11 protein-coding genes are annotated in these 14126 nt (G+C 63.6%); 5 read left to right on the top strand and 6 right to left on the bottom strand.

Translation table 11 applies throughout. The features are described 5' to 3' along the window. Window positions 1-407: hypothetical protein (locus GWP04_01790; GenBank protein ID NIA24280.1), on the bottom strand; the 407-nt coding region annotated here is incomplete at its 3' end. Continuing rightward, window positions 404-1114 (bottom strand): alpha/beta fold hydrolase, encoded by a 711-nt coding sequence (locus GWP04_01785; GenBank protein ID NIA24279.1) that lies wholly within the window; start codon window positions 1112-1114, stop codon window positions 404-406. The genes GWP04_01785 and GWP04_01790, both read right to left, overlap by 4 nt. 121 nt (window positions 1115-1235) lie before the next feature. On the opposite strand from GWP04_01785, the gene GWP04_01780 reads away from it, so the two are divergent. After that, a complete protein-coding gene (locus GWP04_01780) occupies window positions 1236-3056 on the top strand; it encodes a GAF domain-containing protein (protein ID NIA24278.1) in 1821 nt (606 codons plus the stop codon). On the opposite strand, the gene fabI is transcribed toward GWP04_01780, so the two are convergent. The 3 genes from fabI to GWP04_01765 form a co-directional block, all read right to left on the bottom strand. Continuing rightward, a complete protein-coding gene (gene fabI, locus GWP04_01775) occupies window positions 2976-3749 on the bottom strand; it encodes an enoyl-ACP reductase FabI (GenBank protein NIA24277.1) in 774 nt (257 codons plus the stop codon). The two genes, GWP04_01780 and fabI, sit on opposite strands and share 81 nt — an antisense overlap. A gap of 83 nt (window positions 3750-3832) precedes the next feature. Beyond that, entirely contained in the window at window positions 3833-4102 is a 270-nt protein-coding gene (locus GWP04_01770) for a hypothetical protein (protein ID NIA24276.1), read from the bottom strand. A gap of 116 nt (window positions 4103-4218) precedes the next feature. Further along, on the bottom strand, window positions 4219-4518 hold the full coding sequence (locus GWP04_01765) for a hypothetical protein (GenBank protein ID NIA24275.1): 300 nt from the start codon (window positions 4516-4518) through the stop codon (window positions 4219-4221). A gap of 1015 nt (window positions 4519-5533) precedes the next feature. On the opposite strand from GWP04_01765, the gene GWP04_01760 reads away from it, so the two are divergent. Beyond that, window positions 5534-6304 carry a hypothetical protein gene (locus tag GWP04_01760; GenBank protein NIA24274.1) on the top strand — a complete coding sequence of 257 codons (771 nt, stop codon included), beginning with the start codon at window positions 5534-5536 and terminating at the stop codon, window positions 6302-6304. A gap of 6 nt (window positions 6305-6310) precedes the next feature. Here the strand turns inward: GWP04_01760 and GWP04_01755 are convergent, their stop codons facing one another. Beyond that, on the bottom strand, window positions 6311-7546 hold the full coding sequence (locus GWP04_01755) for a glutamate dehydrogenase (protein ID NIA24273.1): 1236 nt from the start codon (window positions 7544-7546) through the stop codon (window positions 6311-6313). An 83-nt stretch (window positions 7547-7629) separates the two neighbouring features. Between GWP04_01755 and GWP04_01750 the strand changes: the two genes are divergently transcribed. The 3 genes from GWP04_01750 to GWP04_01740 are packed head-to-tail and all read left to right on the top strand — an operon-like array spanning window position 7630 to window position 14113. Further along, window positions 7630-8073, top strand: a complete 444-nt coding sequence (locus GWP04_01750) for a DUF488 family protein (GenBank protein ID NIA24272.1) — start codon at window positions 7630-7632, stop codon at window positions 8071-8073. A 59-nt stretch (window positions 8074-8132) separates the two neighbouring features. Further along, window positions 8133-11105, top strand: a complete 2973-nt coding sequence (locus GWP04_01745; protein ID NIA24271.1) for a UvrD-helicase domain-containing protein — start codon at window positions 8133-8135, stop codon at window positions 11103-11105. Next, a complete protein-coding gene (locus GWP04_01740; protein NIA24270.1) occupies window positions 11102-14113 on the top strand; it encodes a UvrD-helicase domain-containing protein in 3012 nt (1003 codons plus the stop codon). The genes GWP04_01745 and GWP04_01740 overlap by 4 nt, the downstream gene beginning before the upstream one ends. Window positions 14114-14126 lie beyond the last annotated feature (13 nt).

Raw genomic sequence — 14126 nt, 5'->3', positions numbered from 1 at the left:
GCATCGATGAGCAGCGGTATCACCAGGGCCAGCATGACCGCCACCACTCCGGCACCACCAACGGCAAGTAGAAGGACGAAGATCACGGCGGCAGCCCCGGTGGTACGACGAAGACGAGGGGTCCATGCGAGCGGCGCGGTCCGCCCGCGCACACCGAGCCCGATCGGGCCGAAGGCAATGATGGCCACCGTTACCAGGCCCGCCGGCCGTACCCAGATCGACACGATCGCTCCGGCCAGTGCAAGAGCGAATCCGATGAGGTTCACGACACGGCTCCCCCACCACCGCACCGCGAATCGGACCACAGAGCCAGGCAGGTAGTGCTCTCTCTGGGCCACACGGACCCAGCGCAGCATCGACACCCCCGAGGCGGCAACGGCTGCTGCAGACGTGAGAATGTCGATCACAACAGCTCCAGGATCTCTGCTCGCACGATCTCCGGTGCACGGATCAGAAGGTGGTGCCCGGCATCGGGTACCACTCTGAGGTGAGCGTTGGGGAGGAGCTCGGCAGCCGCCTCGGCGACTCTGACCGGCACTTCGTCATCTTCACTGCCCCATACGAGCCGGGTGGGACATTCGATCTTCGGCAGCAGATCCTCATAGGTCTCGTTGACCGCTGTGACCAGGATGTCCCTCATGACCCCACTCACCGCTCGGTAATCGGACGATCCGTATCGGTGCTTGGCGCGCTCCAGCCGATCCTCTCCGAGAAGGAACCGGAACGACTTCGTCACCCGGTAGGCGAGCGGCGGTCGCCGCACGGGCGCCGAGCGCAGCAGCGGGACACCCACCAGCACGAGCCCGGAGACTGGTCGAGTCGCTGCGAGATTGAGCGCGACCCGCCCTCCGAAGGAGTGCCCGACCACGACCGGAGGCGAAGAAAACTCCGCGAGAACCGCCTCTACCGCCCTCGCGTACCCATCGGTTCCCATGGCAGACTCAGGAGCGGCGGACGCGCCGAAGCCGGGAAGATCGAGCGCAATCGAAGGGACATCGCGGAGCGCTTCTGCGAAGTCCGAATGGTCCCTTCCCCAGCCGTGAAGGGCGAGGACCACTGGTCGGCGGTCGCCGTAGCGCTCTCCGAACATACCGGCAATTGTCGTCAGCGCCACCGTCGCACTCCGTATCGCTTCGGCGTGAGATTACCCGTCATGATCACCCACGCCGACCATACTGGAGGCTGTGAGTCGCACTCATCCAGAAGATTTCAGAACAAGGACGGCCCTGCTCGGCATGCGCGTCATGACACTGCTGATCTTGGCGTTGGTCGTAACGGCATATCTCAACGGCGTCATCACCGATCTCCGGGTCTGGGGACCGGCCACCCTCACCGTTCTCGCCGTCATCCTGCTGACGCTGCTGCGATGGACGACACTCGAGCAGCGCTGGTTGGGAAACCTGCTGCTGTGGCTCCTCTTCGCCGTCGTCATCGCGAGCCTGACCGCTGCCGGTACGATTCCGGAACTCCAGTCCGCGGTGCTCGCCGCCGACCTGGCAATCGTCGCTCTTTCCGCAGTGATGACCGGCCTCGTTGTGCACACGATCATCAGCGTGCTCGTCGCGGCCTCCTATCTCGCCGTGGTGCTCACGGGTGGTGAGCATCCGGCGGACATCATCGTTCCCCTGGTCGCTGTCGCCGCGGTGTCGCTGGCCGTCGGCATGCTGACCCGCGGGTTTCGTCAGGAGAGCCGCCTGGCTACCGAGCGGCTCGAAACGCTCAAGGCCCGCGAGGTGGACCTGGCGAGACTGTACGACGTATCGACGGCCACCTCGGCCGCCGAGACCGTGCAAGAGGCCCTCCCGGTCCTCGTCGGCAGGATCGGCCAGTACCTGCATGCGCAGGTGGGTGCCCTGTTGTTGCGGGACCCGCATCGCCCCTACCTGAACGTCATGAGTCCGATCTGGACGGTCGGGAACGCGCTGGAAGTGGATGGCTACCAAATCCCGCTTCGCAACGCCGGCGACCTCGAGCGCGTGTACATGTCGGGCTCTCCCGCGATCTTTCATGACATCGACAAAGATCCGGACGTCCACGGGCTGCTCGGCGAACTCGGTGTCCACAACGCGATTGCTGCACCGATGAAAGTGGAGGATCGAACGCTGGGCGTCATGGTGCTGGCAGACAAAGTGGATGGGCCGTTCACCGAGGAGGACGTCCAAGCTCTGGTCTCACTCTCCACGCCGACTGCACTGGCGATCGCTCAACTCGAACGGATCGAGGAAGCGGCACAGACCAGCAGGAAGATGGAAGAGCTCGCAGCGATGAAGACAGACTTCGTGTCTGTCGTCAGTCATGAACTCAGAACGCCGCTCACCTCGATCATCGGCTCACTCGCCACGCTGACACGTCCCGAGCTGCAACCCTCCGACGAGATGGCGCGCGACCTGCTGCATTCTGCACGCTCGCAGGCAGCCAGGCTCGGTCGTCTCATCGAGGATCTCCTGATCGTCTCGCGAATCGAAGGGAGGGCGCTTCCAACCCGACCCGAGCTCATCGACCTCAGAGCACTCCTCGAAGCCGCCGTGGCCGACATCCCCAATACGGAACGAGTATCGATCGAGTGTCCGCCGATCTCGCTGCCCTCCGATCCCGACCATCTCCAGCGGATCGTCATCAATCTCGTCGAGAACGCCCTCCGGTATACCTCCGACGAAACCGTCGAAGTCATCGCTACCGAAAGCGACGACGCCGTGACCCTCTCCGTCGTCGACCACGGACCCGGCATACCGGCCGACCTGCGCGACCAGATCTTCGAGCGCTTCATACAGCTCGGACCGATCTCCACCAGGAAACAGGGCGGAACGGGCCTGGGACTCGCCATCGTTCGCGGCCTGGTGAGTGCAATCGGCGGCACCGTTCGCGTCGAGGACACGCCCGGTGGCGGTGCAACGTTCGAGGTGCGGATCCCCAAGACTCCACCGGATCCGGATGCGCCCGCCCCCCGGCACGTGCACTCGACCGACGGGAAGATCCTATTCGGCTCCAGCAGCGATGGCGTGGAATCCTCCGTCCACGTGAACGAGTTCCCCGGTCGTCATCGGCGTCCAATCTGAGAGCAGCAAACACACCATTCGTGCCACGGGAGTCGGGTCCTCGACATTCCACGCCAGAGGTGCCCGTTCCCTCCAGACTTCGTCGAACCTCGCAAAGCCGGGAATCGACCGTGCTGCAACGGTCCCCAGCGGACCTGCGGCAACGGCGTTGACTCGAATCCCCTGCGGACCGAGATCACGGGCGAGATACCGGGTCACCGACTCGAGCGCCGCCTTCGCGACTCCCATCCAGTCGTACGCAGGCCAAGCCTGGCGATTGTCGAAATCAAGTGTGACGAGCGAGCCGCCCGACGGCATGAGCGGAGCAAGGCATGCCGCGATCGTCTTGAAGGAAAAGGCCGACGTCATGAACGCGACCTGAGCGCTCTCAGGTGGCGTACTCAAGAACTTGCCGCCGAGAGCATCGTCCGGAGCGAAGGCAATCGCGTGCAACGCCCCGTCGAGACTTCCCCACCGAGAGGAGATATCGTCGACGAGCGCTTCGACATGGGAAGGATCGTTCACATCCAACTCGATGACGTCAGGCGGGCTGGGAAGCCGCAGGGCAGACCGCTGCGTGACCCGCAGCCCGCGACCGAAGCCGGTGAGCAGCACCTCTGCACCTTCTTCTTGCGCCACTCGGGCGACGTGCCACGCGATCGAGTCGTCGGTGAGCACTCCGGTGATGAGAAAGCGTTTCCTTGCCAGCAACATAAGTCCACCTCTTCGACGCCTCGCCCCTCACGGTACTTGGTGCCCGACGCCACGGAGTTGGTTACCTCGACACCGGCATGCCGTCAGACCAGGTCGACGACCCTCCCCTTGGAAATGTCCACGACGAATTCTCGACCACTTCTCGAGTCCGCTATCCAGGAGGCGAGCTGCTCGCCTTCACGACGGACGACCCACCACGCATACTCTCGACGACCCCAATGGGAAGAGCGAGCAGCACGAGCGGTGAGGACGGCTTCGACTTCGGTGAAGAACAACCCGATCGCTCTCTCGTGAATAGCGCCGGTCGGCAGACCCGCAGCCTCCTCTTCGATGTACTCGATGGCCTCAAACACGGCAGTCTCCTGACTGCCCCTACTCCGTGCCGCGTCAGCACGCTACAGCACGAAGGCGCGATTCTGTGGATTTCGCCGCACACCTGGCACGACCTCATGCCGACGGCCGGCTGCATTCAGGAAAGATCGACGATCTGCTCTTTCGAGAGGTCTACTACGAATTCGCGACCGCTTCGAGAATCGGCAATCCATGAGGCGACCCGTTCGCCCTGGCGTCGGGCGATCCACCAGGCGTACTCAGGACGATCCGTGTATGCGTCACGCGCCGCCCTGGCAGCAGCGATTGCCTCCTTCTCCGTAGCGAACGTCCCGAGGGGTGTTTCGAGCGACACGCCAGTGGGAAGCCCATCGACTTCTTCTTCCACATACTGGACGGCTTCGTACACGACCCTCTCCTCACCAACACTCGCCCTCATCAGCGTACCGTATCTGAACTGAGATGGCTCAGCTTTCGGGTGGGTTACACCATCTTCGACGGCATCAAGGCAGCCCACCGGATCCGCCTCGGAGAGCTGTTTGGTCACTCCTCATACTCCTCCGACCGAAGCAACGGTGCGAGACACGCGATGAAATCTGTGTTTCCAGGATGTCCGAGCACGAGAAAACCCCGAGGGAGCTTCTGTCGAAACGTCAGCCCTCTCGGGGTTCCTGTCCCACCGGAACTCCGTGCCCCGAAGGAAACGGTCTCCCGATAAGAGCCCCAAGATGATCTCTCGACCTTCTCAGGTGCGCTACGGAGTTACCTCCATTGCGCACCATATTTGTACCGCCACCGGCCATCGTTCGCAACCCAAAACCTTCTCCAGATTTCGCGACCACCAAGCCAGATTTCGCGAACTCCTCCAGGTACCAGGTACGGGGTACCAGGTACGGGGTACGGCCCGCGCAGCGGGCCACAACGCGAGAAAACCCCGAAGGAGCTTCTGTCGAAACGTCCGCCCTCTCGGGGTTTCCCGTCCCGCCGACACCGGTGTCGAAACACCGGACCGCCGGGCCCGAAGTCGGAAACCAACTCCGGTTGCCGCAGTCTGCGGTGCCCTTCGAGCCCTGAGGCCCGTCGGACCACTCTCGCTTCGGCAGAACCGAAGTCCGAGTGTTGCCCCACTCCGGATCGAAACCCGAAGGAAGCCTCCCTCCGTCACCGGAAGGACCCGCTTCCCGATCCGACCACGAAACCCGAAGGCCTCACGATACGCCTCCTCTCGGAGGACGGCCCCTCTCGGAGCACCGACCGGAAAGTCGGCAGGATCACCGTCCGGTCGCCCGGCCGGCTCACCCTTGCTGCATCGAACGTCTCCAATGCAGCAAAGGCAACCTACGGAAGCCTCCATGAACATGCAAGCCTGAGACCTGTCTGATTTTCGCGATCACAAGTCGACTTTTCGCGACTCACGCCATGAAGTGTCACACCCAGTCGCTATCGTCGCGGCCATGAGCCTCGAAACCCTTTCCCCGAGCAGAGCCGGTGATTTCAAGACGTGTCCGCAACTGTTCAAGTTCCGCGCAATCGACCGACTTCCGGAACCGACGACGATCTACCAGGCACGAGGTACCACGACTCATCTCGCCCTGGATCGCCTTTACGATCTGCCCGCTCCGGAGCGCACCGCAGAGCGGCTCTACGAGCTGTTTCGACAGGCATGGACCGAGCTGCGAGGCAACGAGGAATATGCCGAACTGTTCGAGGACAATGACGCCGAACGCCGCTGGGGCATGGAGAGCATGGCGTTACTCGGCAACTATTTCGCACTCGAGGATCCGACCGACATTTCGCCGCTACATCGCGAGCTCGACATGCTCGAGCAACTCGACGGCATGACGATTCGCGGCATCCTGGACCGCATCGACGAGACCGCAGGCGGCGACCTCGTCATCCTCGACTACAAGACCGGGAAAGCCCCCCCGGAACGGTACGCCATGGGCGCATTCTTTGCACTGAAGATCTACGCCCTGCTCATCCGCAAGCGAACCGGCCGCACACCGATCGAGGTTCGTCTGCTCTATCTGAACGGCCCGACCATGTACCGGCTCGGCATCGACGATCCCAAACTCGATGCTGTGGAACGCGCGGTCCGTGCGCTGTGGGACCGCATCAACCAAGCGATCACCGAAGAACGGTTCCCGCCAAAGCCGGGACCACTGTGCGACTGGTGCTCGTTCAAAGATCGCTGCCCGGCGTGGGCACAGCCACCAGGAACCTGAGGCCGCCTACGGGTAGACGCCGCGAGCCAGTTTCGCCTCGGCGACCCTGCGCACGCCTTTGATCAGGGCTGCGGTGCGCATATCGACGTTCCGTCTGATGCTGATGGACAACACCTCGTCAAAGGCCCTATTCATGATTTCGCGCAGTCGCGCCACGGTTTCGTTCTCAGACCAGAAGTAATTCTGTAGATCCTGGACCCACTCGAAATAGGACACGGTGACCCCGCCGGAGTTGGCGAGGACGTCCGGAATGATGAACGTACCCTTGTCCCCAAGGATCTCATCGGCTTCCATGGTGGTCGGACCGTTGGCTCCTTCGGCAACGATCCGTGCCTGAATCCTCTCGGCGTTGCCCTTGTGGATGACACCGGCGACCGCAGCAGGAATGAGAACCTCGCACGGCAGTTCGAGCAGGTCTGCATTGCCGACCGGATCTGCATCCGGATACCCATCGAGAAAGTCGTGCTCATCGACCCAGCGTGCGACCTTGCCGATCTCGAGCCCATTCGGATCGTAGATCCCGCCGTGAACGTCCGAGACGGCGACAACCGAACATCCCAGCTCCGCAGCGGCGATCGCCGCGTACCGTCCGACGTTGCCGAATCCCTGGACGATCACCCGGGCACCTGAGAGGTTCACATCTGCGTGGTTGGCGGCTGCAGGGAGCAGGCTGACGACACCGCGGCCCGTCGCCTCTCTTCGAGCAACCGATCCACCGAGCGCCGGCGGCTTCCCGGTGACGACCGCCGGTTCCGTGTGACCGACTTCCTGGCTGTAGGTGTCCATGATCCAGGCCATCGTCTGCTCATTCGTACCCATGTCCGGAGCGGGTATGTCCTTGTTGGGCCCGATGAAGTTGATCACTTCGACGGTGTACCGTCTGGTGACCCGCTGAAGCTCCGGCAAGCTCAGCTCCAACGGATTGACGCGAACGCCGCCCTTGGCACCCCCGAACGGCAGCCCGACGATCGACGTCTTCCAGGTCATGAGCATGGCAAGGGCAGCAACCTCGCCCAGGTTCACATCCGGGGCGTACCGGATCCCACCCTTCGTCGGTCCCATCGTCAGCACATGCTGGACCCGGTACCCGAACAGGGTCTCAACATCGGAGTACTTGTCTCTGCGGTATGGAAACGTCACGACGAGCGACCGCTGGGGGTAGCGGAGACGTTGCCAAACGTTGCTGTCCAGATTCATGATCTCCGCAACACGGTCGAACTGCGCGACCGCCTCGCGGTACATCTGTGATTCCCACTCCCGCGCCTCGACGCCGTTTGAAATGCTTTCCATACACCTCCTGGGACACCACAATCTACACCGAACGCATGCCCTCGAACGAACCCCCCATCGTCTACACCATCGGTCACGGTGCGAACGGCTTTCCAACCATCGCCGCCGTGCTGGACCGCCATCGAATCGCGACGTTGATCGACGTTCGATCTCGCCCGTATTCACAGCACGCTCCCGACTTTCGCAGGGAAACCCTGTCACCTCTCGCCCAGGCTGCCGGCTTCGGATACCGCTGGTTCGGCGACACACTGGGCGGCCTCGGTGAGACACCGCATCCTGCCTCGCTCCTGGCTTCCCTCGCCCAGGTGATCTCACTCGCACGCACTGCCCCGGTGGCCCTCCTCTGCGCAGAAGGAGAGCCCACACGGTGCCATCGCTCGACCGTGCTCGCACCAAGACTCGAAGACATGGGTGCGCGCGTGGTGCACATCCTGCCGGACGGGTCGACGAGACCACACCAGCCGACCCTCGGGTTCTAGGTGCCCAGGGTTCGGCGTCGCCAACATCACATGTCACACCCGGCCCCTAGCCTGACGGTATGAACGAGCAGCGCATCGATCCTGCCGATTGGCCGGACGCGATCCGACGTGCAGAAGGGCCCCAGATCGTCGTCGGCGGACCCGGCACCGGCAAGACCGAGTTCCTCGTGCGGAGAGCGCACCACGTCCTCGAAGATGGCGTGCGGGCAGAGAATCTACTGCTGCTGTCCTTCTCGCGACGGGGCGTGGCGGACTTGAGGGAGAGACTGGAGTCACTCCTGGCACGTTCCGGCGTCGCGGTGCCGGTGGCCACGTTTCACTCACTCGCCTCCCGTCTGCTGGAGACGTTCGGGCAGGACATCCTCGGGTGGACACGCCAGCCGACCCTGCTGACCGGCCCGGAACAGGTGGCGTTGGTCCACGAACTCTTGACGACCGAAGACCCGGCACGATGGCCACTCCCATTTCGTTCTCTCCTCCCTTCAGACGCCTTCGCACACGAGGTCACCGACTTCGTGTTGCGTTGCAGCGAACAGCTGATCGGCCCGGATCGCCTCGCTGTTCTTGCCTCGGATCGCGCCGACTGGAAGGCGCTGCCCGCATTCCTCGAACGGTATCGGGAAAGACTGCGCACGATCGGCCGAACCGACTATGGGTCCCTGCTGGCCGATGCGGTGAACGTCCTCGAGGACCCCCAAGCCAGAGACGCCGCCGCCGAGCAGTATCGATTCGTACTCGTCGACGAGTACCAGGACACGACTCCGGCACAAGTCGGGCTGCTGCAACGGTTGACCGCAGCCGGTCGGAATCTGACGGTTGCAGCCGATCCGTACCAGTCGATCTACAGCTTCAGGGGAGCCGACCTCCACAACGTCGCCCTCTTCCCCGAGCTCTTCACGGGACCGGGCGATCAGGCGGCCCGACGATTGATCCTCACGACTTCGTTCCGAGTACCCAGACACATCCTGGCTGCGGCGGAGCGTGTCACGGCCGGAGGGGCACTGCCTGGAGCCGCCGGAGCGGTGACCCCTGCACCGGGAGGCGGCAGCGTCGAGGTGTACGGGTTCACGCAGCAGAGCGAGGAGGCCGAATGGCTGGCCCGTGAGATCCAGCGCCTCCACCTCGAGGAAGGGTGTCCTTACGGGTCCATGGCCGTCTTCGTGCGATCCAAACGGCGGTTCCTCCCAGAGCTGTCACGCTCACTCGAACGAAGGGGGATCCCCCACGATCAGCCCGACGCCCGCCTCACCGATCACCCCACCGTTCGGGTGATCTTCGACTGTGCCATCGCTGCGACCACCGGCGGTATCGAACAGCACCGTGCGATCCGGCGCATCCTGCTGGGCCCGCTCTTTCAAATTCCCCTCGGTCGCCTACGCGAACTCGAGCGTTCGCGCGCAGAAGCGGATATCCCGTGGAGCGACGCCATCCGGACGGGCATCGAGGGCGGAGAACTCCTCGCCGATCTCCTCGAAGACGCCGCCTGGGCGACGAGCGTCTCCGCAGTCGACGGATTCTGGAACATCTGGACATCGCTTCCGCAGATCGCCGAAGTCGTCGCCGATCCCGGGCGGAGGGAGGAGCGGGCCGCATGGACATCGCTCGCGCAGGTCCTCGGCCGCCTCGCGGAACGGGACCCCTCCACGACGCTGAACGACTACCGGCGGCTGGCAGATCAAGAGGATTTCGAGGCAACTCCCCTCCTGTCGTACCGAGCGCCCGAGGAAGACCGGCTGACGTTGACCACACTGCACCAGTCGAAGGGCCTCCAGTTCGACTTCGTCTTCATCGCAGACGCCGTCGAAGGAACCTTCCCGGATCTTCGCTCCAGAGAGTCGCTCCTCGGTTCGAGACATCTCACGCCCTCGATTCCCGATGACACACCGGACTACCTCCGATTCCGCCTCCAGGAGGAGATGCGTCTGGCGTACACGGCAATCAGTCGAGCGCGCAAGCGAGTGGTGTGGACCTGTACCTCGCGCGGGTTCGATGAAGGACGAGGGATGCCCAGCCGCTTCCTTCCTGCCGTGGCAGGGACTACAACGGTCGAAGCTGCGATCTCGCGACCACCGGAGTGGACACATCCGGTGACCGCTCTCGAGGCGGAAGCGTGGCTACGACGAATCGTCGGAGACCCGGGAGAAGCTTCGGTCACACGCACCGCTGCACTCTCGCTCCTCGTCGACGGACCCCGATGGGGTCTCCGGCCGTGGCACCAGTTCGCCGGAGTTCGCCGTCGCGGGTCCGATACGGGTCTCGTCGGTGCCGATCTGGTGATGTCACCATCGAAAGCCGAGGCGTACCAAACGTGTCCACGCAAGTTCGTGTTCGAACGTCTCCTCCATGTCGGCGATGAGCCAAACTCATACGCCTCACTGGGTTCGGTCGTACACGAGGCGCTCGAGAGAGCCGAACAGTCGGCCATGGAGCGAGGCGACCGGCATGCCGACCTCGACGAGGCCCTCGAACACCTCTCAGCACTCTGGAACCCTGCGGAATTCGGAGGAGAGCCCTGGGCCGCGGCCTGGTTCCGGCGAGCCGAACGAATCCTCACCCATCTCTACGAGCACTGGCCCGGAACAGGTCTGCCCGTCGCTCTGGAGCGTTGGCTCGACCTCGACGTCGACGGTGTCCCCTGGCACGGCAAAGCCGACCGAATCGAGGTCACGGGTGACGGCATCGTCATCGTCGATTACAAGACAGGAGCGAATCCACTCTCCCTGCCTGAAGCCGCCATCTCCATCCAACTCGGCTTCTATGCCATGGCGACGGCGGCAGATCCTGAGCTGCCCCGACATGGCCCCGTCGTGGGAGCAGAGATGTGGTATCCGGCGAAGACAGATGCGAAGTCGGTTCCTGTCCGCAGACTCGATCTGGAGCAGATGGATGCAATCATCGAAGCGATGTCAGGCATCGCTACCGGTATCCGAACCGAAGACTGGACGCCTGTGCCCAGTCGGGCATGTGAGTACTGCCGCGTTCGGCTCGTCTGTCCGGAGTGGCCCGAGGGACAGGAAGCCTTTCGACCATGAGCATCACTCCGACTCCCGAACAGCGCAAGATCATCGACCATCCACTCGAGCCACTGCGAGTCGCTGCAGGGGCAGGAACCGGGAAAACGACCACGATTGCGATGCGGCTGGCGGCGCTGGTTCGCCGGGACGACCTCGAACCCGAGACTGCGCTCGGCATCACGTTCACCAACAAGGCCGCCGAGGAACTGGCCGACAAACTCCGACTCCATCTCCCCGAGTTCGCCCGCGAGGGCCGTGAAGTGGAAGTCACGACCTATCACGGCTTCGCTCACCGAATCGTCGGCGAGTTCGGTCCGATGGTCGGCATCGCACGCAACATCACCGTCATCGGTTCGGGCTATCAACGCGAACTGCTCCGGGAGGCGCTCGGAGCCGAATCACCGGAACTCCTCGACTTGACCTCTCCTGCTCGCCGAGTGGATGAGCTCGTAGCCCTCACCGCGCGTCTCGGCGACCACCTCCGCTTCCCCTCGGACGTTCTCGCTCTGCACCCGGGTGACGAGGTCGAGGCGGCCCGACGCGAGATGGCCTCTGTCCTCGAGCGCTACGACGCACTCAAGCGCAGGCTCGGCGTCGCCGACTACTCGGACCTGATCCGCTACGGATACGAGATCGTTTCGGAACCTTCGATAGGTCGCAGAATCCGGGATCGTTATCGTGTCGTACTCCTCGACGAGTATCAGGACACGAACCCGGCACAGCGCGAGCTCCTGCTGCAGCTCTTCGGAGACGGATTTCCCGTGACCGCCGTGGGCGACCCGGATCAGACGATCTACGAGTGGCGAGGGGCATCCCTCGAGAACTTCTCTGCCTTTCCCGATCACTTCACCGTCGCAGGGAAACGAGCGAAGACCCTGACGCTGGGAGTCAACCGGCGTTCTGATCGTCGCATCATCGACGCGGCAAACGCCGTCAAGGAGAGGATCGGCGATTCACAAGGTGTCGAACGACTCGTCGCTCGTTCCGACGCGCAGACGGGCACGGTCTCCCTCGCCTGGTTCCACGCTGCGACCGACGAAGCCGCGTGGATCGCCAGAGAAGTACGCCGACTCCACGACCATGAGGGTGTCCAGTGGCGCGACATGGCGCTGCTATTCCGCAAGAACCGGACCATCCCTCTGCTGCGTGAAGCGCTGGAAGCGCTCGACATTCCTGTGGAGGTCGCGGCGCTCGGTGGCCTTCTCCAAGTACCCGAGGTTGTCGATCTGCATGCATGGATGCGGTTGATCGGACATCCCGACGACACACCGTCACTCGTTCGAATCCTTCTCGGCTCCCACTACCGGCTGGGGATGAGCGACCTGGTGCCGCTCGTCCGGAGAAGCCGCGAACGTGGCACAACGATGCTCGTGGCCATCGATGGGGAACAGACTGAGCTCCCTGAAACCGCCCAACGTCGGCTCGCTCGGTTCCGTGAGCGCTACCGGACCCTTCTGACCCTCGCACAGGGCGTCACCCTCGTCGAGCTCGCCCGGCGCATCCTCGATGTCACCGGAACCTGGGCCGAGGTGGAGGCGCTCGAAGGATCACGCCGTTTGTCGGCGCGGCTCAACCTCTACCGGTTCCTCGACCTCGCCGAGGAGTGGAGTCCGCTCGAGGGCCGCCCCTCGCTCGAGGCGTTCCTCGACTACCTGGATCTTCTCCAACAGGATGCGACATCCGAAGAACTCGACACGGCAACACTCAGCGGCGAGGACGCCGTCTCTCTGCTGACGGTACATCGGGCCAAGGGGCTCGAATGGTCCGCCGTGTTCATTCCTGCAGTCTGCCACGGCACGTTCCCATCGTTCGCTCGCGGAGGTTTCGACGATCCACAACGCTATCCGAAATCGCTGCCTGCCCCTTTGCGCATCGATCACGTTGCCGACGACACGAGCGAGGCGGCGTTGCGGTCACGCCACGACGCGCAAGAATGGCGCACCGCCTATGTGGCGGTCACTCGCGCCAAGCACCACCTCGTGCTCACCGGCGCCCACTGGTACACGACCGGCCGGCCCAAGAAACCCAGCGCTCTCTTCGACACGATCGCGAGGCTCGATGGTGTCACCGTCGAGCCTCGCGTCCGCGAGCCGGGGAAGCCGCCCGAGCTGCTGCGAACCGACCCGCGCGTCACGACGCCCGACCCTCTGTTCCCCGAGGGATGGGAAGCAGCCTTCGAGAGCGCTGCCACCGACCCAGGATGGCTCGAGGGGTTGTCCCAGAATGCCGAGGGGTTCGCGACGCAGCAGCGCCGGTTCGAACTCGTCCTGGACGAACTCCCGAAGAACCCCCGACCGATCCCCGAGCAGCCGCTGCTCAAGGTCTCTGTCACCAATCTGGTCACCTATGCAACTTGCCCGAAACGCTACTTCTGGACGGTGGTCGATCCGCTGCCGAGACGCCCGTCTCACGCTGCCCGACGCGGCATCGAGATACACCGTCGTATCGAATTGCACAACCTCGGCGCCGTGCCACTCACGGATGCGGAGGGATACGATCTCGTCACCGGTGATCATCCGCCAAAGCGCGATCCCTTCGCCACATATCTCTCCTCGCGGTTCGCCGCGGACCACCCGCGATTCGTCGAACTCGGCTTCGAACTCGTGCTGTCTCCGACCGTCACCGTGAAAGGCCGCATCGACGCCATCTATGAGACGAGTCCCGGGACTTGGGAGATCGTTGATTTCAAGACGGGCAGGCGCTCGGCAAACCCTGCGGCGGAGGTACAGCTCGAGGCATACGCCGTCGCAGCCCACATGGCAAACCTCGCGACAGATCCGCCCCTGGCCGTCGAGGTCACGTTCGCCTACCTCGGTGACGGGCTCGACGTCGTGACCGAACACGTCGACGAGACTCGGCTCGGCACCGCGCGCGAGCATCTGGAATCCCTCACCGAAGCGATCCTCGATGGGGAGTTCGCGCAGAACCCCTCGTCGCAGTGCCAATGGTGCGACTTCCTCACCTTTTGTCCGGCGGGACGGGCATTCCTCCGAAGCTCGGACACCCTTGGCGACAGTCCACGGTAGGTTTAAACCCGAA

The organism is Gammaproteobacteria bacterium (assembly GCA_011682695.1).
GTDB lineage: Bacteria > Actinomycetota > Acidimicrobiia > Spongiisociales > UBA4744 > BMS3Bbin01.
This window is presented reverse-complemented; position numbering and strand designations above follow the sequence as displayed.

Excerpts from the sequence above, each read along its gene's own strand:
- GWP04_01780 (NIA24278.1), top strand. The coding sequence starts at position 1,236 with ATGCGCGTCATGACACTGCTGATCTTGGCGTTGGTCGTAACGGCATAT.
- fabI (NIA24277.1), bottom strand. The coding sequence starts at position 3,749 with ATGTTGCTGGCAAGGAAACGCTTTCTCATCACCGGAGTGCTCACCGAC.
- GWP04_01765 (NIA24275.1), bottom strand. The coding sequence starts at position 4,518 with ATGAGGGCGAGTGTTGGTGAGGAGAGGGTCGTGTACGAAGCCGTCCAG.
- GWP04_01760 (NIA24274.1), top strand. The coding sequence starts at position 5,534 with ATGAGCCTCGAAACCCTTTCCCCGAGCAGAGCCGGTGATTTCAAGACG.
- GWP04_01755 (NIA24273.1), bottom strand. The coding sequence starts at position 7,546 with ATGTACCGCGAGGCGGTCGCGCAGTTCGACCGTGTTGCGGAGATCATG.
- GWP04_01750 (NIA24272.1), top strand. The coding sequence starts at position 7,630 with ATGCCCTCGAACGAACCCCCCATCGTCTACACCATCGGTCACGGTGCG.
- GWP04_01745 (NIA24271.1), top strand. The coding sequence starts at position 8,133 with ATGAACGAGCAGCGCATCGATCCTGCCGATTGGCCGGACGCGATCCGA.
- GWP04_01740 (NIA24270.1), top strand. The coding sequence starts at position 11,102 with ATGAGCATCACTCCGACTCCCGAACAGCGCAAGATCATCGACCATCCA.